General features: G+C 70.7%; 15 protein-coding genes and 1 riboswitch. Of the genes, 8 read left to right on the forward strand and 7 right to left on the reverse strand.

Annotated features, from left to right (window positions below; all coding sequences use genetic code 11):
• Positions 1-120: 120 nt before the first annotated feature.
• The 3 genes from cydB to hisC all read right to left on the reverse strand — a co-directional run bounded on the left by cydB (position 121) and on the right by hisC (position 3,968).
• Complete coding sequence (gene cydB, locus OG519_RS16605) at positions 121-1,125, reverse strand: cytochrome d ubiquinol oxidase subunit II (protein WP_405584047.1); 1,005 nt, start codon at positions 1,123-1,125, stop codon at positions 121-123.
• A gap of 17 nt (positions 1,126-1,142) precedes the next feature.
• Entirely contained in the window at positions 1,143-2,666 is a 1,524-nt protein-coding gene (locus OG519_RS16610) for a cytochrome ubiquinol oxidase subunit I (protein WP_405584050.1), read from the reverse strand.
• A gap of 219 nt (positions 2,667-2,885) precedes the next feature.
• On the reverse strand, positions 2,886-3,968 hold the full coding sequence (hisC, locus tag OG519_RS16615; RefSeq protein WP_405584053.1) for a histidinol-phosphate transaminase: 1,083 nt from the start codon (positions 3,966-3,968) through the stop codon (positions 2,886-2,888).
• A gap of 407 nt (positions 3,969-4,375) precedes the next feature.
• Here hisC and OG519_RS16620 point away from each other — a divergent pair, with 407 nt between their 5' ends.
• From OG519_RS16620 to OG519_RS16635, 4 genes are all read left to right on the forward strand, one after another.
• Positions 4,376-5,482, forward strand: coding sequence for a LacI family DNA-binding transcriptional regulator (locus OG519_RS16620; protein ID WP_405584056.1), 1,107 nt, complete (start codon positions 4,376-4,378; stop codon positions 5,480-5,482).
• Positions 5,483-5,631: 149 nt separating this feature from the next.
• A complete protein-coding gene (locus OG519_RS16625; protein WP_405584059.1) occupies positions 5,632-6,654 on the forward strand; it encodes a metallophosphoesterase in 1,023 nt (340 codons plus the stop codon).
• A 175-nt stretch (positions 6,655-6,829) separates the two neighbouring features.
• Positions 6,830-7,696, forward strand: a complete 867-nt coding sequence (locus OG519_RS16630; protein WP_405584062.1) for a hypothetical protein — start codon at positions 6,830-6,832, stop codon at positions 7,694-7,696.
• A 142-nt stretch (positions 7,697-7,838) separates the two neighbouring features.
• On the forward strand, positions 7,839-8,198 hold the full coding sequence (locus OG519_RS16635; RefSeq protein WP_405584064.1) for a hypothetical protein: 360 nt from the start codon (positions 7,839-7,841) through the stop codon (positions 8,196-8,198).
• 69 nt (positions 8,199-8,267) lie between these two features.
• On the opposite strand, the gene thiC is transcribed toward OG519_RS16635, so the two are convergent.
• Positions 8,268-10,103, reverse strand: a complete 1,836-nt coding sequence (thiC, locus tag OG519_RS16640) for a phosphomethylpyrimidine synthase ThiC (RefSeq protein WP_405584067.1) — start codon at positions 10,101-10,103, stop codon at positions 8,268-8,270.
• Positions 10,096-10,240, reverse strand: a riboswitch (TPP riboswitch). (Overlaps the previous gene by 8 nt.)
• 49 nt (positions 10,241-10,289) lie before the next feature.
• Between thiC and OG519_RS16645 the strand changes: the two genes are divergently transcribed.
• Positions 10,290-11,795 carry a YibE/F family protein gene (locus OG519_RS16645; protein WP_405584070.1) on the forward strand — a complete coding sequence of 502 codons (1,506 nt, stop codon included), beginning with the start codon at positions 10,290-10,292 and terminating at the stop codon, positions 11,793-11,795.
• Between the two features lie 17 nt (positions 11,796-11,812).
• On the opposite strand, the gene OG519_RS16650 is transcribed toward OG519_RS16645, so the two are convergent.
• Positions 11,813-12,031, reverse strand: coding sequence for a DUF5326 family protein (locus tag OG519_RS16650; protein ID WP_405584072.1), 219 nt, complete (start codon positions 12,029-12,031; stop codon positions 11,813-11,815).
• 181 nt (positions 12,032-12,212) lie between these two features.
• Positions 12,213-12,530, reverse strand: coding sequence for a cupin domain-containing protein (locus OG519_RS16655; protein WP_405584075.1), 318 nt, complete (start codon positions 12,528-12,530; stop codon positions 12,213-12,215).
• Between the two features lie 143 nt (positions 12,531-12,673).
• Here OG519_RS16655 and OG519_RS16660 point away from each other — a divergent pair, with 143 nt between their 5' ends.
• From OG519_RS16660 to OG519_RS16670, 3 genes are all read left to right on the forward strand, one after another.
• Positions 12,674-13,051, forward strand: a complete 378-nt coding sequence (locus OG519_RS16660; protein WP_405584078.1) for a phage holin family protein — start codon at positions 12,674-12,676, stop codon at positions 13,049-13,051.
• A 23-nt stretch (positions 13,052-13,074) separates the two neighbouring features.
• The gene (locus tag OG519_RS16665) at positions 13,075-14,217 is read left to right on the forward strand and encodes a cystathionine gamma-lyase (RefSeq protein ID WP_405584081.1); all 1,143 of its coding nucleotides are present in this window, start codon (positions 13,075-13,077) and stop codon (positions 14,215-14,217) included.
• A gap of 153 nt (positions 14,218-14,370) precedes the next feature.
• Positions 14,371-14,874 (forward strand): NUDIX domain-containing protein, encoded by a 504-nt coding sequence (locus tag OG519_RS16670; RefSeq protein ID WP_405584084.1) that lies wholly within the window; start codon positions 14,371-14,373, stop codon positions 14,872-14,874.
• A gap of 95 nt (positions 14,875-14,969) precedes the next feature.
• On the opposite strand, the gene OG519_RS16675 is transcribed toward OG519_RS16670, so the two are convergent.
• Positions 14,970-16,136: a globin domain-containing protein gene (locus OG519_RS16675; protein ID WP_405584087.1), complete on the reverse strand. Its 1,167-nt coding sequence runs from the start codon at positions 16,134-16,136 to the stop codon at positions 14,970-14,972.
• Between the last annotated feature and the right edge of the window lie 20 nt (positions 16,137-16,156).

A 16,156-nucleotide genomic window follows, 5' to 3' on the forward strand; every position in this document is an offset into this window, starting at 1 on the left:
CGGCGATTCCGGCGACTCCGGTGAATCCGCCAAGTCCGGTCGCTCCGGCGGATCCCGGGTGAGTCGTGCGTGCCGTGCGTGCGGACTGTTCCACGTGGAACATCGGGACGATCCGGGACATCAGTGCGCGGCTTCCGCGAGGTGCTGGGTACCGATCCGCTTGCGGAACACCCAGTACGTCCAACCCTGGTAGAGCAGCACCAGCGGAGTGGCGACGCCCGCGCACCAGGTCATGATCCGCAACGTGTACGGAGTCGCGGACGCGTTGCCGACGGTGAGACTCCAGGCGGGGTTCAGGGACGACGGCATGACATCGGGGAAGAGGGCGAGGAAGAGCACCGCCACGGTGGCCGCGATCGTCACTCCGGAGCAGGCGAACGACCATCCCTCACGCCCGGCCAGATTCGCTCCCAGCGCCGCCACCAGCGCGACGACGGCGACGATCAGTGCCACCAGACTGCGCCCGTTGCCGGTGTGGGCCTGGGTCCAGATCAGGAAGACCACCGCGAGCACGGCCGCGACCGCCCCCACCCGGGTGGCGGTGGCACGGGCCCGCTCCCGGATCGGCCCGAGTGTCTTCAGCGAGGCGAAGACCGCGCCGTGGAAGGTGAACAGGGCGAGCGTGACCGCCCCGCCGAGCAGGGCGTAGCCGTTCAGCAGGTCGAAGAACCCGCCGACGTAGTCCTTGTTGGCGTCGATCTTCACGCCTCGGGCGATGTTGGCGAACGCCACGCCCCACAGCACCGCTGGGAGCAGCGAGGTCCAGAAGATCGCGTGCTCCCAGTTGCGCTGCCAGCGTTCGTCCGGCCGCTTGGCACGGTATTCGAAGGCCACCCCGCGCACAATCAGGCAGACCAGGATGATCAGCAGCGGCAGATAGAAGCCGGAGAAGAGGGTGGCATACCAGTCGGGGAAAGCGGCGAAGGTCGCGCCGCCCGCCGTGAGCAGCCACACCTCGTTGCCGTCCCAGACCGGGCCGATGGTGTTGATCAGCACGCGCCGCTCGGCGCGGTCGCGGGCCAGCAGTTTGGTCAGGACGCCGATCCCGAAGTCGAACCCTTCCAGGAAGAAGTAGCCCGTCCACAGGACGGCGATCAGAACGAACCAGACATCGTGCAGATGCATCTCGCGCTCCTCGCGGCCTAGTAGGAGAAGGCCATCGGCCGGTCGGTGCCGGCGTCCTCGCCGTCGCGCGGACCACCGATCCTGATGGGCGGACGGCGGTCGTCGTCGGTGAGTTCGGGCGGCCCGGCCTTGGCGTACTTCGCCAGCAGCCGCACCTCGACGACCGCGAGCACGCCGTAGAGCAGGGTGAAGACGGTCAGCGAGGTGATGACGTCGCCGGTGGAGACGGTGGGGGAGACCGCGTCCTTGGTGCGCAGCACCCCGTAGACGACCCATGGCTGGCGGCCGGTCTCGGTGAAGATCCAGCCCCAGGAGTTGGCGAGCAGCGGGAACACCATGGTCCACAGGGCGATCCGCCAGTACCACCGGCCGAGCCGCTCGCCGATCCGGATCTCCCGGGTGAGCATCAGCCGCGGCACCTCTTCGTCGTCCGTACGGTGCTCCGGGGCGACCCAGAATCGGCGCCGGGTGAGCCACAGCCCGGCGGCGCCGACCCCGATGGAGACCACGCCGAAGCCGATCATCCAGCGGAAGCCCCAGTAGGCGACCGGGATGTTGGGGCGGTAGTCGCCGGGGCCGTACTTCGCCTGCTCGGCCCTGTTCACGTCGTTGATGCCCGGCACATAGCTGGTGAAGGTGTCGTCAGCGAGGAAGGAGAGCAGATCGGGGATGTCGATCGCGACCTCGTTGTGGCCCTTGTCCACGTCGCCGACCGCGAAGATCGAGAAGGGGGCGCCCTTCTGGCCGTCCCACAGCGCCTCGGCGGCGGCCATCTTCATCGGCTGCTGCTTGAACATGACCTTGCCGAGCGTGTCACCGCTGATCGCGGTGAGGGCGCCGGCCACGACCGCGCCCACCAGCGCCAGCCGCAGCGAGGAGCGCATCACCGAGATGTGCTGCTTGCGGGCCAGGTGGTAGGCGGCGATGCCGATCATGAACGCGGCGCCGGTGAGGAACGACGCGGACATGGTGTGGAAGAACTGGGCGAGCGCCGTGTTCTGGGTGAGCACGGCCCAGAAGTCGGTGAGCTCGGCACGCTTGGTGGTGGGGTTGTAGCGGTAGCCGACCGGGTGCTGCATCCAGGAGTTGGCGGCGAGGATGAAGTACGCGGACAGGATGGTCCCGATCGAGACCATCCAGATACAGGCGGCGTGGATCCGCTTGGGCAGCTTGTCCCAGCCGAAGATCCACAGACCGACGAAGGTCGATTCGAAGAAGAAGGCGATCAGCGCCTCGAAAGCGAGCGGAGCGCCGAAGATGTCGCCGACGAAGCGCGAGTAGTCCGACCAGTTCATGCCGAACTGGAACTCCTGGACGATACCCGTCACCACGCCCATGGCTATGTTGATCAGGAAGAGCTTGCCCCAGAACTTGGTGGCTCTGAGGTAGGTGTCCTTGCCGGTGCGCACCCAGGCGGTCTCCAGGCCCGCGGTGAGCGCGGACAGCGAGATCGTCAGCGGTATGAAGAGGAAGTGGTAGACGGTGGTCACACCGAACTGCCACCTGGCGACGTCCAGTGTGCCCAGGGCGAGCTGTTGCACGACACGTCTCCTTTACGACGTTTCGACCCCCGCTTGTGAACGTGAACTCATTCACAAGCAGTATCACGCACAGCAGTTCGCCCCCTGCCACCGGGGGGTGGTCAGAGGGCGAAAGCGCAGCTCACAAGGGGTGCGGTGGGGGTCGAGGGCGCTCAGCGGCGGACGGCGGGCGGGGGGACCTCGGCCCTGGCGCCGGCCCGGTCCCGATCCCTGTCCCGGTCAGAGCTCCTTGCGGAACTCCTCCGCCGCCCGCAGCAGCAGATCGTTCGCCTCGGGCTCGGCCACGGTGATCCGCGCCCCGTCACCCGCGAAGGGCCGGACGGAGGCACCGGCCCGCTCGCAGGCCGCCGCGAAGTCCAGCGTCCGGTCCCCCAGCCGCAGCCAGACGAAGTTCGCCTGCGTCTCGGGCACCGTCCAGCCCTGCCCGGTCAGCGCCCGCACCACCCGGGCGCGCTCGGTGACCAGACTCGCCACCCGCTCCAGCAGGGCCGGCTCGGCCCGCAGGCTGGCCACCGCCGCGTCCTGCGCGACCTGGCTCACCCCGAAGGGCACCGCCGTCTTGCGCAGCGCCGCCGCCACCGGCTCGTGCGCGACCGCGAAACCGACCCGCAGACCGGCCAGCCCGTACGCCTTGGAGAAGGTGCGCAGCACGGCCACGTTGGGACGGTCCCGGTAGAGGTCGATGCCGTCCGGAACATCCGGGTCGGTGTTGAACTCCCGGTACGCCTCGTCCAGTACGACCAGCGTGTCAGCCGGCACCCGGTCGAGGAAACGCTCGAGCGCCGCCCGGCGGACCACCGTGCCGGTCGGGTTGTTGGGGTTGCAGACGAAGATCAGCCGGGTCCGCTCGGTGATCGCGTCCGCCATCGCGTCCAGGTCGTGCGCCTCATCGGCGTCCAGCGGCACCCGCACCGAACGGGCGCCGCTGATCTGCGTCACGATGGGATACGCCTCGAAGGACCGCCAGGCGTACATCACTTCATCGCCGGGCCCGGAGGTCACCTGGAGCAGTTGCTGGGCCACACCCACCGAGCCGGTACCGGTCGCGACATGACCGGCCGGCACGTCGAAGCGCTTGGCCAGTTCGGCGGTGAGCTCGGAACAGCCGTGGTCCGGGTAGCGGTTGAAGGTGGCCGCGGCCGCGGCGACCGCCTCCAGAACACCGGGCAGCGGGGGATACGGGTTCTCGTTCGAGGAGAGCTTGAAAGCCGGCACATCGTCCCCCGCCACCGGGGGTCGCCCGGGCAGGTAGGTAGGGATGCCGTCCAGTTCCAGACGCAGCTTCGGTGTGGTCATGGCCACACCCTACGAGCGGCGGGAGCCGCTGGGGAGTGTGCGTGCGCCACCTGCGTGGGCGGGAAATCCGCGCCGGAGGCGCCGCCGGGCGCGCAGCCTGATCTGCGGCCGGACCTCGGCCTGATCGGCGGCCGGACCTCGGCCGGAGAGCGGCGCGGCCACCCGGGCTTCCGGTGTGCACGGGTGGCGTGCGCGGTGGCGCGCGTCCCCCGTAGGAGTGAGTTGCCGGAAGCCCCCACTAGTGACCAATGGCCGGGTGATCGCCGTGCGCGGGACCGTATTGTCCGGGAGATGTGCCTGCCAACCGCATATTCCACCTTGCATACCGGTTTCGATCTTGCAGAAACCGTTCTTCTGAGGGGTCACGCTGCCGGAGGCTGGATGGACCAGCACCCCCCTACTATCGGCACGCCATGACTGGAGCAGGGAAACATCAGGCGAGCCGGCCCGTCGGACGCCGGCTGGAGCGGGCGGGGATCAGGGACGTCGCCGCTGCCGCCGGAGTCTCGATCACGACGGTCTCCGACGCGCTCAACGGCAAGGGCCGACTGCCCGATGCCACCCGTCGCCATGTCCGCGAGGTCGCGGACCGGCTCGGATACCGGCCGTCCGCCGCGGCGCGCACACTGCGCACCGGCAAGTCGGGGCTGATCGGCCTCACCGTGACGACATACGGCGAAGAACCGTTCACCTTCACCGAATTCGCGTACTTCGCGGAGATGGCCAGGGCCGCCACCTCGGCCGCGCTCGCCCGCGGCTACGCGCTGGTCATCCTGCCCGCGTCCTCCCGGCACGACGTGTGGGGGAATGTGGCACTGGACGGCACCGTGGTGATCGACCCCTCCGACCAGGACCCGGTGGTCTCCGAACTCGTCCGGCAGGGCGTGCCGGTGGTCAGCGACGGCCGCCCGGCCGGCAGCCTGCCGGTGCACGCCTGGGTCGACAACGACCACGAGGAGGCCGTGCTCGGCATCCTCGACCACCTCGCCGCGGCCGGCGCCCGCCGGATCGGGCTGCTCACCGGCACCAGCACCGACACCTACACCCGGCTGTCCACCACCGCGTATCTGGAATGGTGCGAACGCGTCGGCCAGGAACCCGTCTACGAGGCGTATCCCGCCCACGATCCCTGCGCGGGGGGCGTGGCCGCGGACCGCTTACTCGCCCGTCCGGACCGGCCGGACGCCGTGTACGGCCTCTTCGACCCCAACGGCACCGATCTGCTCGCCGCCGCCCGCCGCTACGGGTTGCGGGTCCCCGACGACCTGCTGCTGGTCTGTTGCAGCGAGAGCGGCGGGTACGCCGGCACCGACCCCCCGATCACCACCCTTTCGCTGCAACCGCGCCGCATCGGCACGGCCGTGGTCCAGTTGCTGATCGACGCCATCGAGGGCATCGGACCCGCCCACCCCGTGCAGCAGGTGATGCCCACCGAACTCATCGTCCGGGCCTCGTCGCAGCGACGCGCCCACCGCACCACCGTCAGCCCGCCGCGGGCGCCCGCCCGCCGCGACGGCTGAACCGAACCGACGGACGGATTGCCCGACGGCACACGGGGACTAAGGGATGGTTTGTCTGAACCTTCTGAAAACCTGGTGCCTGGGTATGTCACAACGCGCCACCGTCATTCCTATGATGGGCGGATGGCGGCGCGATCGTGGAGGGGTCGATGACTCAGGGGGCAGGTCAGGGGTACGACCCCGGATCCCGGTACGAACCCGGCTACGATGCCGCGCCCGGCGGACACCCGCCGCAGGCAGCGGGCTTCGATCCGACGCGGCCGGACGAGCCGCTGCCGCCGGAATACACGCCGACCGAGCGTGACTTGCCGGTGATCAGCGTCGCGGCTGAGAACGGCGACCGCCCGGGACCGCTCTACGTGGTCGGTGATGTGCACGGCTATCTCACCGAGTTGCTGGACGCGCTGTACGAGACCGGTCTGGTCGACAAGGAGGGCCACTGGTCGGCGGGCAGCGCCCGACTGTGGTTCCTCGGCGACTTCACCGATCGCGGCCCCGACGGCATCGGCGTCATCGAGCTCGTCATGCAGCTCTCCGCGGAGGCCGCCGCCGCCGGCGGCTACTGCCGGGCGCTGATGGGCAATCACGAGCTGCTGCTCCTCGGCGCCCACCGGTTCGGCGACACGCCGGTCAATTCCGTCGGCGGCACCGCCTCCTTCCTGGCCGCCTGGCGGCTCAACGGCGGTCAGCCCTCCGACATGGAGCGGCTGGAGGACCGGCACCTGACCTGGATCTCCCGGCTGGACGCCGCCCACCTCACCGACGACCACCTGCTGCTGCACTCGGACACCACCGCGTATCTGGACTACGGCAGCAGCATCGAGGAGATGAACGACGCCATCACCGGGGTGCTGCAACGGGGCGACGCGGACGAATGCTGGGACCTGTTCCGCAAGTTCACCAAGCGCTTCGCCTTCCGAGGCGACGAGGGACCGGACGCCGCCCGCGAACTCCTCGGCGCCTTCGGGGGCAGCCAGGTGGTGCACGGCCACAGCCCGATCCCGTATCTGCTCGGCCAGGTCGGCGGCGAGTACGTGGCGGCCGACGGTGCCGAGCAGAACCACACCGTACGGGGGCCGATGATCTACGCGGACAATCTGGCCGTCGCGATGGACGGCGGCGTGACCATGGACGGACGGCTGCTCGTGGCCCAACTCCCCCTGGTGGGCTAGGAACGGCAACCTGCGCCGCGCCACATTTCCTGGTTCCACCCTGCCACGGCCCCCCGCACCGCCCTACCATCGGCTGTATCCGTAGGCCCACCGCTCTCCGGCCATCCGGTCAGCCGAGCCGGTTCCACGTGGAACACCGGCCGCGCGCGGAGAGTCGGAGCATCGGGGGACGCACATGACCAGCGCTCCACACCTACTCAACGAGGACCGCCCGGATTTCGAGCACGCCCTCGACGACGCCTTGCGTACCGTCCTGGACGACGCCATGGACGGCGGTTCCGGGCCGGCTCCCGGCGCGGCCGCGCGGGCCGACCCGCCGCTGAACGCCGAGCAGTTGCGTACCCTGGCGCTGGCCTCCGTCGACGCGATCAACCAGGCCGCGGCGAAGGAGTACGAGGCGTACTGCGCGATCCGTATCGAGTCGCGGGAGGCCGCTCAGGACGCGGCGCGCAACCGGGCCAACCGGCACTTCGGCTACGCGGCCATGGGTGTCGCGGACCGGGCGGGATCAGGCGCGGGGCTCGCGCCCGTGCTGGCGGTCCTCACCCCGCTGCTCGCCGGCGCGGCGGCGGTCATCTTCCTGATCATCGGTTACGCCCTGGCGGCCGTCTCCCCCGAGCCCGCCATCGCCGGGCCGCTGCGTACCGCGGGCTGGTTCTTCGCCGTGATCACCGCGGCGGCGGTCGTGCTCGGGGTGGTAGGACTGCTGCTCACCGCGGTGCGCGACGGGTCGGGCGCGATCCACGACGCACCCGACTCCTTGCCGCCCGAGGTCGGCCGGGCGCGGCTGCACTGGCGCGAGACCCTGCTCAGCTCGGGGATGCTGCCGTTCCTGGACGAGGTCCTGGACGAGGCTCTCACCCGGCGGGCGGCCCCCGGTCCGGACGTCCCGGTGCCGCCGGCCGCCTCGCGGATACCCCGCCTCGGTTACTCCCGGCCGACCTTCTCCTCGCCCCACGACCCCCGGCCGACCGCGCCGCGCTTCAGCTCGCCCGACTACAGCAGCCCCGACTGGGGCGGCCCGGAGCACGCGCCGGAGTAGCCCGGACGGCCCCGCCCGGTCGCCCGGGGCGCCGCGCCTTGTTTGACTGCTTCCGCAGGGTCAGACATGGTCGGAGCGTGCCGGGACCGAGCAGGGAAGCGGGCCCGGGCGCGCTCGGAACGCGGCCAGAACGGGAGAGCCGATGCGCGTCCGACGTCCGCTGATAGCGCTGTGCACCACCGTCCCGCTCGTCCTCGCCGCCGCGGGCTGCTCCGACTTCTCGGGCGGCCTGATCATGGGCACCGACAGCCGCGGCCGCACCCAGACCTTCTCCGCCCCGGTACAGAACAGGTGCTACCGCTTCGCCGCGGGCGGCATCACCGCGGTCACCAACAGCACCGGCGCCGACATCATCCTGCACAAGAACGCCGACTGCACCGACCCCGGCAAGCAGCGCGGTGCCTATGTCGGCGCCACCCTCAGGGCCACCGCGGGCCCCACCCAGACGCCTTGGCGCAGCTTCGCCACCACGGGATGGCCGCCGCCGGTGCCGGTCAACTGAGTGCGCGGGGCCGCAGCGGACAGCCCGGGAAGGGCGCCCGGCGCGGCCCCGCCCCGCACCGACCGGGCGTCAGTCGGCCAGCGGCTCGGCCAGCGGCAGATAGACGCGGTTGCCCGCGGCGGCGAACTCCTTGGACTTCGCCGCCATACCGGCCGCGATGTCGGTCGCGGTGGCCTCCCGGTCCGGTGAGCCGCCGGCGGCGACGGCGCCGACCGCGCCGCCGTCGACGGTGATGCCGTCGCCCGCGTGGTCGCGGCGGATGTCGTGCGAGATCTTCATACTGCAGAACTTGGGGCCGCACATGGAGCAGAAGTGGGCGGTCTTGGCGGGTTCCGCCGGGAGCGTCTCGTCGTGGAAGGCGCGCGCGGTGTCCGGGTCGAGCGCCAGGTTGAACTGGTCCTCCCAGCGGAATTCGAAGCGTGCGTCGGAGAGCGCGTCGTCCCAGGACTGCGCGCCCGGGTGGCCCTTGGCGAGGTCGGCGGCGTGGGCGGCGATCTTGTAGGTGATCACCCCGGTCTTGACGTCGTCGCGGTCGGGCAGGCCCAGGTGCTCCTTGGGCGTGACGTAGCAGAGCATCGCGGTGCCCCACCAGGCGATCATCGCGGCCCCGATGCCCGAGGTGATGTGGTCGTAGGCGGGTGCGATGTCGGTGGTGAGGGGGCCGAGGGTGTAGAACGGCGCCTCCTCGCAGATCTCCTGCTGGAGGTCGATGTTCTCCTTGATCTTGTGCATGGGCACGTGGCCCGGGCCCTCGATCATGGTCTGCACCTGGTGCCGTTTGGCGATGGTGTTCAGCTCGCCCAGGGTGCGCAGCTCGGCGAACTGCGCCTCGTCGTTGGCGTCCGCGATGGATCCCGGCCGCAGGCCGTCGCCGAGGGAGTAGGTGACGTCGTAGGCGGCGAGGATGTCGCAGAGTTCCTCGAAGTTCTCGTAGAGGAAGTTCTCCTTGTGGTGGGCCAGGCACCACGCCGCCATGATCGAGCCGCCGCGCGAGACGATGCCGGTCTTGCGGCGCGCGGTCAGCGGTACGTAGCGCAGCAGCACACCGGCGTGCACGGTCATGTAGTCGACGCCCTGCTCGGCCTGCTCGATGACCGTGTCCTTGTAGACCTCCCAGCTCAGCTCCTCGGCGCGGCCGTCCACCTTCTCCAGCGCCTGGTAGAGGGGGACGGTGCCGATGGGCACGGGGGAGTTGCGCAGCACCCACTCCCGGGTGGTGTGGATGTTCCGCCCGGTGGAGAGGTCCATGACGGTGTCGGCTCCCCAGCGGGTGGCCCAGGTCATCTTCTCCACCTCCTCCTCGATGGAGGAGGTCACCGCCGAGTTGCCGATGTTGGCGTTGACCTTCACCAGGAACCGCTTGCCGATGATCATCGGCTCGATCTCCGGGTGGTTGACGTTCGCCGGCAGCACGGCGCGGCCCGCCGCGATCTCCTCGCGGACGACCTCCGCCGGGACGCCCTCCCGCAGGGCCACGTACGCCATCTCCGGGGTGATCTCGCCCTGCCGGGCGTAGCGGAGCTGGGTCACCGGCTCGCCGGAGCGGCCGCGGCGGGGGAGCCGCGGGCGGCCGGGGAAGACCGCGTCGAGGTTGCGCAGACCGCTGTGCCGGGCGCTCGGTTTGACGCCGTCGTCCTCCGGGCGGACCGGCCGGCCGGGATATTCCTCGGTGTCGCCGCGGGCGGCGATCCACCGGTCCCGGACCGGGGCGAGCCCCCGCCGGACATCGGTCCGCACCGACGGGTCGGTGTACGGGCCCGACGTGTCGTACAGCGTCACGTCGCTCCCGTTGGTGAGATGCACCTGCCGGACCGGGACCAGAAGGTCCGGCCGTGATCCGGTCGGATCCGTGAGATACGACTTGTGCCAGCCGATTTCACGCGTGCGGGCATCCTGCATGGTCAAAGGACCCACTCCCTACGCCGGCATTACCCGGTAACAGGTTCGGCGGTCGGCGCAGCAGTCGCGTCGCGGCCGTGTCAGCCGCTCCGACGGGTCAGCGCCCTCTCAGCCCGGTGCTCCGAGCTCCCGCGTTGCAAAGGTGACCCCACCGTAACGGTTGGCTGCCGACACGCACCAGGGTGGTTTGCGATGATCGGGGCTGTGGACTCCCGCCAGGCGCAGCCGGACGGCCACGGCGCGGGGCCCGACCCGGACCGTGGCCGGCGCTCCGTGCCGGAAACGGGACAGGTGCCCGGTCAGGGTGACGGTCATGGCCATGGGCGTGGCCACGGCCACGCGCATGGCCATGGACATGGACACGGTCCGGTGCCGCCGGCCTCGCGCCATCTCCGCAAGGTCATCGCCGCGATCCTGGTGCCGTTCGCCGCTGCGGTGCTCGCCGGGCTGATCCTGCTGTGGCCGGGCGGCGCGCCGGGCCACGCCCGTACCGGCGTCGGTTTCGACCAGCAGACGCGCGGCGGCACGGTGGCCCGGCTCGTGAACGTCTCGTGCAAGGCGGCCGGGGCGGCGCCGTCGGGTCCCGGCTCCTTCGGCGGAGGATCGGACGGCTCGTCGGGTGATGCGTCGAGTGGTCCGTCAAGGGCCGGCGCGGCGAGCGGTGCCAAGGATGACGCCTGCCAGAAGGCGACCATCGAGGTCACGGCGGGGCCCGACAAAGGGACCACCTTCACCGAGGTCGTCCAGCCCGACCAGACACGCCGCTACACCAAGGGTGAGGGCGTGGTCCTCGCGTACGCCCCCTACGCCCCGCCAGGACTGCGCTACTCGGTCACCGACGTGGACCGGGGCCTGCCGATCGCGCTGCTCGCCGGGATCTTCGCCCTCGCGGTCGTCCTCGTCGGCCGCCTGCGCGGCCTGACCGCCCTGATCGCGCTGGTCATCTCCTTCGCGGTCCTGACGCTCTTCGTCCTCCCGGCGATCCTGCACGGCGACAACCCGCTGCTGGTCGCGGTCGTGGGCGGCAGCGCGATGATGCTGATCGCGCTCTACCTCTGCCACGGACTCAATGCCCGCACCTCGGTGGCGGTCCTCGGCACGCTCTGCTCGCTGTTCCTGATCGGTGTGCTGGGCTCGGTCTTCATCTCGTGGGCCCGTCTGACAGGCAACACCTCGGACGAGACCGGTGTGATCCACAGCCTCTACCCGGGCATCCAGATCAAGGGCGTACTGCTCGCCGGGGTGATCATCGGTTCGCTCGGGGTGCTGGACGATGTCACGGTCACCCAGACCGCCGCCGTGTGGGAACTGCGGGCCGCCGACCCGGGCGCCAACTGGCGCGAGCTCTACCGGGCCGGGATGCGCATCGGCCGGGACCACATCGCCTCGGTGGTGAACACCCTGGTGATGGCGTACGCCGGGGCCGCGCTTCCGCTGCTGCTGCTCTTCTCCATCGCGCGCAGCGGGGTCTTGCGGGTCGCCGACAGCGAACTCGTCGCGGAGGAGATCGTCCGTACCCTGGTCGGCAGTATCGGTCTGGTGGCGTCCGTACCGCTGACCACCGTGCTCGCGGCACTCGTGGTCAGCGCGGACCGGCACTCAGGCCGTGGCGGCAAGGACCGGCGTGACGCCGCTGGCCCGGTCACCGCCGAGGCCGGCGCCGCCCGGCCGGCCCACGGTCACCGCCGGGCGAAGTGATCCGCCCGCCGGCCGGTTCACCAGTCGCGCCTCTTGGACCCCGACCCGCCCGATGTGACCCGCTTCACCACGAACACCAGCGCGCTGACCAGGATGACGAAGACCAGCACCTTGAAGAGCAGACCCACGACGATGCTCACCAGGCTGGCGATGAGCGAGCCGAACACCACCAGGGCGATGATCGGGATGCCGACCCACTTCACCCACCAGGGCAGGCTCTTGAACAGCTTCTCCATGACCGTCTCAACACTCCTAGGTCGCTGCGCGTTCCCGGACGGCCTTCCGCCGGTGCTTTTCGAATGCTCCGTGGTACCCCCGAGAAGCCGGAGTACCCGGAGTACCGCACTGCTTCGACTGTAAAGCCACCCAGGTCCGCCGCGGCGGGATCGGGGACCGGATAGGACCCTGAACCGACCCTTAGGGTTCCGGCGGCGAGAAGACCACCATGACCCGGAGATCCTCGCTGATGTGGTGGAAGCGATGCGGTGTCCCGGCCGGCACGTACACCACGCTGCCCCGGGCGACCGCGGTGGTCTCCTCCCCCACGGTGATCGCGGCCCGGCCGCTGACCACCAGGTAGATCTCGTCCTGGTCGTGGGGGCCTTGCGGATCGGTGTCGCCCGCCTTGAGCGCGTACAGCCCGGCGGACATCGTGCGCTCCTTCAGGAAGCGCAGGTAGGCGCCTTGATTGGCCGCCCGCTCCGCGTCCAGGTCATCCAGCCGGAACACCTTCATCGCCACTCCTCCGCCATTCCCATGGTTTCCGCCGTTTCCAACGTTTCCGCGGTTTCCACACGGTACCGACCGGGACGTCCCGATCCCACTACGGTTCTGTCCGGTCTCTTGCCCGGCCGATCGCGTCTGCGACGATCACACCCATGAAGAATTTCATCGTCAAGACCCTGGCCAACGCCGGGGCGCTCGGCGTCGCCATATGGTTGATCAAGGACATCACGCTCAGCGGTGGCTCGACCACGCGCAAGGTCCTGAGCCTGATCCTCGTCGCCCTGCTCTTCGGCGTCGTCAACTGGCTGGTGAAGCCGGTCGTGCAGGTACTCTCCTTCCCGCTGTTCATCCTGACCCTGGGCCTGATCACCCTGGTGGTGAACGCCCTGATGCTGCTGCTGACCTCGTGGCTCGCGGGCAAGCTCGACCTCGACTTCCATGTGCACGGCTTCTGGATCGCGGTCCTCGGCGGCCTGATCGTCAGCGTCGTGTCGTGGGCTCTGCACGTCGTTCTCCCGGACGACGAGTGAACGCCGGGATCGGGGGGACGCCGATGGGAGACGACCGGATCGGCGACCGGGGGGACAGCACCCGCAGCGTGCACGCCGGCCGGCCGCCGGCCACCGCCTACCAGCCGTCGCTGCCGGGGCCGGTCTTCGTCTCGCACTACCATCTGCCGGGCGAGGCGGCCGGACCGTACACCTACGGCCGCGACGAGAACCCGACCTGGGAGCGGCTGGAGCAGGCGATCTCCGAGCTGGAGGCGCCCGGCGACCCGGCCGTGACGACGCTGGCCTTCGCCTCGGGAATGGGCGCGATCGCGGCCGTGCTGCTGTCGCAGGTACGCGCCGGGCAGGTCGTCGTCCTCCCTTCGGACAGCTACCAGGCGACCCGTTCGCTCCAGGAACGCCTGGAGTCGTACGGCGTCCAGGTGCGCCTGGCCCCCACCGCCGGTGACGCGCAGCTCGACGCGCTCGACGGCGCCCGGCTGCTGTGGCTGGAGACCCCGTCCAACCCCGAGCTGGACGTGTGCGATGTCCGGCGACTGGCCGACGCCGCCCACGCGGCGGGTGCCCTCGTCGCCGTCGACAACACCCTGGCGACCCCGCTCGGCCAGCGCCCGCTCGACCTCGGCGCGGACTTCTCGGTCGCCAGCGGCACCAAGGCGCTGACCGGGCACGGCGATCTGCTGCTCGGCTACGTCAGCACCCGGGACCCCGAACTGACCGCGGGGGTGCGGAAGTGGCGCAAGACCGTGGGCGCGATCCCGGGCCCGATGGAGGCGTGGCTGGCCCACCGCTCGCTGGCCACGCTCGCGCTGCGGGTGGACCGGCAGGCGGGCAACGCGCTGGCGCTGGCGAACGCGCTGCTGGAGCGGCCCGAGGTGACGGGTCTACGGCACCCGGGGCTGCCGTCGGACCCCGCGCACCAGGTGGCGGCGGCCCAGATGCGGCGGTTCGGCAGTGTGGTGTCGTTCACCCTGCCCGACCAGGCGCACGCCGAGCGCTTCCTGGCGGCGTTGCGGCTCACCGCGGAGGCGACCAGCTTCGGCAGTGTGCAGTGCACCGCGGAACGCCGGGCCCGCTGGGGCGGCGACGCCGTGGCGCCCGGCTTCATCCGCTTCTCGGTGGGTGTGGAGGATCCGCAGGACATCGTGGCGGACGTGCTGCGGGCGCTCGACGAGGCGGCCGGCTGAGCGGCCGGGCGAGCTTACGGATGAGCTTACGGATGGGCGGCCGGGCGTACTCCGGGGCGAGGCGGAGTGGTGGGCGGCGGGGAAGCGGGCGAAGGCCGCGATTCCCCGCCGCCGGCACGTTTGCCCCCGGCGCCCTCGCGGCACATTTCAGGCATGCATCCGCACACCCCTGCCGGCGCCGCCACCCGCCCGGTGGTCAAGCGCACCGCCCGCGCCATCATCATCGACGGTGACCGGCTGATCCTGATCCGGCGCACCAAGCCCGGCATCGCCCCCTACTGGCTCACCCCCGGCGGCGGCGTGGAGACCTCCGACCCGAACATCCTGGCCGCGCTCGACCGAGAGATCGACGAGGAGTTGGGCGGCAAGGTCAGCGACGCCGTCCCCGCCTTCGTCGACACCACCGAGCACATCGCGGACGACGGCTCGCACGGGGTGAAGGTGCAGTACTTCTTCGTGTGCCGGCTGGAGTCGATGGACCTCTCCCGGCGGCACGGCCCGGAGGTCGAGCAACCGGTCGGCGAGTACGACGTGGTGCGGGTGCCGTTCACCAGACTGGGCCTCGCCTCGGTGGACATCGTCCCGCTGACGCTGCGCCACTACCTGGACGCGAACATCGAGGGCGTGCTGGGGCTGCTCGGCCGGGACCTGCGCTGATCGGAGCGGCAGGGCGGCGGCGACGCGGCAGCGGGACGGCGGGGGCGACGGGACGGCAACAGGGCGATGCGGCGGCGGGGCGGCGGGGCGGGGCCTCAGTCCAGGGCGGTCACCAACGGCCCCTGCTCCAGGTCGTCGTGGCGTATCCGGTGGGCCGGCATCCCGCTCCGCACCAAGGTGTCCACGCTGCTGCGGACCATCCCCGGCGGCCCGGAGAGATACGCGTCGTACTTCTCCCAGGGACCGCAGTGCGCCACCGCGTCGGGCAGCGGCCCGGTCAGCGCGTCGGACGGGGTGTCCGACACCACCGTGCGCACCGACAGCCAGGAGTTCTCGCGTTGCAGCTCGGTCAGCGTGTCCAGGTCGTAGAGGTCGCACTGATGCCGGGCCCCGTAGAAGACCTCGACGTCACGGCTGCGGCCGTGCCGGACCACGTCCTCGACCAGCGCCTTGATCGGGGCGATACCGGTGCCGCCGCCGAGACAGAGCAGGCCGTCGTCGGTGTCGTGGTCGACCGTCATCGAGCCGGCCGGCGGCCCGAGCCTGATCACATGGCCGGGAGCGGCCCGGTTGACGAGGGCATTGCTCACCCAGCCGGCCGGGATCGCCCGAATATGAAAGACCAGCAGCCCGTCGTCGCGGGGCGCGGCGGCGAAGGAGTAGTGCCGCCACACCCGGGGCCACCACGGTGTCTCGACGGTGGTGTACTGCCCGGCGAGAAACGGATAGGGCTGGTCCGGCCGCAGGGTGATCACGGCGACGTTGGAGGTGCGGCGCTCGACCCCGACGATCTCCGCCTGCCACCAGGGGGGCGCGGTCCGCTCGTCGGCCGCCGCCGCGTCGATCATGATCTGTGAGATCACGGTGTACGTCCGTACCCACGCGGCCTCGGTCTGCGGGGTCCACAGCGGGGCCGCGTAGCGGGAGAGCGCGCCGATCAGCGCCTCGCCGACGGCCGGATAGTGCTCGGGCCGGGTGCCGTACTTACGGTGGCCCCGGCCCAAGGCGGACAGGTACGCGGTGAGCGCGAGCGGGGCGTCCATCCGCTCCGCCGCGGTGAGCAGCGCCTTCAGCAGACGGTCGCGCTGGGCGTCCATGGCGGGAGGGAACATCTCCCGCAACTCGGGATGGCGGACGAAGAGCAGGGCGTAGAAATACGAAGTCGCCTTGTCCGCGACGGGTGCGATCTCCTGTAGCGTGCGCCGGATCAGGAAGGCATCCGGCGACGGAGGCTTGGCGTCCATGATGGGCGAGCGTGACATGCCCGGCAGTCGCACCGGAC

The organism is Streptomyces sp. NBC_01190, from assembly GCF_045039895.1.
Lineage (GTDB): Bacteria > Actinomycetota > Actinomycetes > Streptomycetales > Streptomycetaceae > Actinacidiphila.

Coding starts and splice junctions, on each gene's coding strand:
- OG519_RS16630 (WP_405584062.1), top strand. CDS start 6,830: ATGACCAGCGCTCCACACCTACTCAACGAGGACCGCCCGGATTTCGAG.
- OG519_RS16660 (WP_405584078.1), top strand. CDS start 12,674: ATGAAGAATTTCATCGTCAAGACCCTGGCCAACGCCGGGGCGCTCGGC.
- OG519_RS16670 (WP_405584084.1), top strand. CDS start 14,371: ATGCATCCGCACACCCCTGCCGGCGCCGCCACCCGCCCGGTGGTCAAG.
- OG519_RS16650 (WP_405584072.1), bottom strand. CDS start 12,031: ATGGAGAAGCTGTTCAAGAGCCTGCCCTGGTGGGTGAAGTGGGTCGGC.
- OG519_RS16620 (WP_405584056.1), top strand. CDS start 4,376: ATGACTGGAGCAGGGAAACATCAGGCGAGCCGGCCCGTCGGACGCCGG.
- cydB (WP_405584047.1), bottom strand. CDS start 1,125: ATGCATCTGCACGATGTCTGGTTCGTTCTGATCGCCGTCCTGTGGACG.
- OG519_RS16645 (WP_405584070.1), top strand. CDS start 10,290: ATGATCGGGGCTGTGGACTCCCGCCAGGCGCAGCCGGACGGCCACGGC.
- OG519_RS16625 (WP_405584059.1), top strand. CDS start 5,632: ATGACTCAGGGGGCAGGTCAGGGGTACGACCCCGGATCCCGGTACGAA.
- OG519_RS16635 (WP_405584064.1), top strand. CDS start 7,839: ATGCGCGTCCGACGTCCGCTGATAGCGCTGTGCACCACCGTCCCGCTC.
- OG519_RS16675 (WP_405584087.1), bottom strand. CDS start 16,136: ATGTCACGCTCGCCCATCATGGACGCCAAGCCTCCGTCGCCGGATGCC.
- OG519_RS16665 (WP_405584081.1), top strand. CDS start 13,075: ATGGGAGACGACCGGATCGGCGACCGGGGGGACAGCACCCGCAGCGTG.
- OG519_RS16655 (WP_405584075.1), bottom strand. CDS start 12,530: ATGAAGGTGTTCCGGCTGGATGACCTGGACGCGGAGCGGGCGGCCAAT.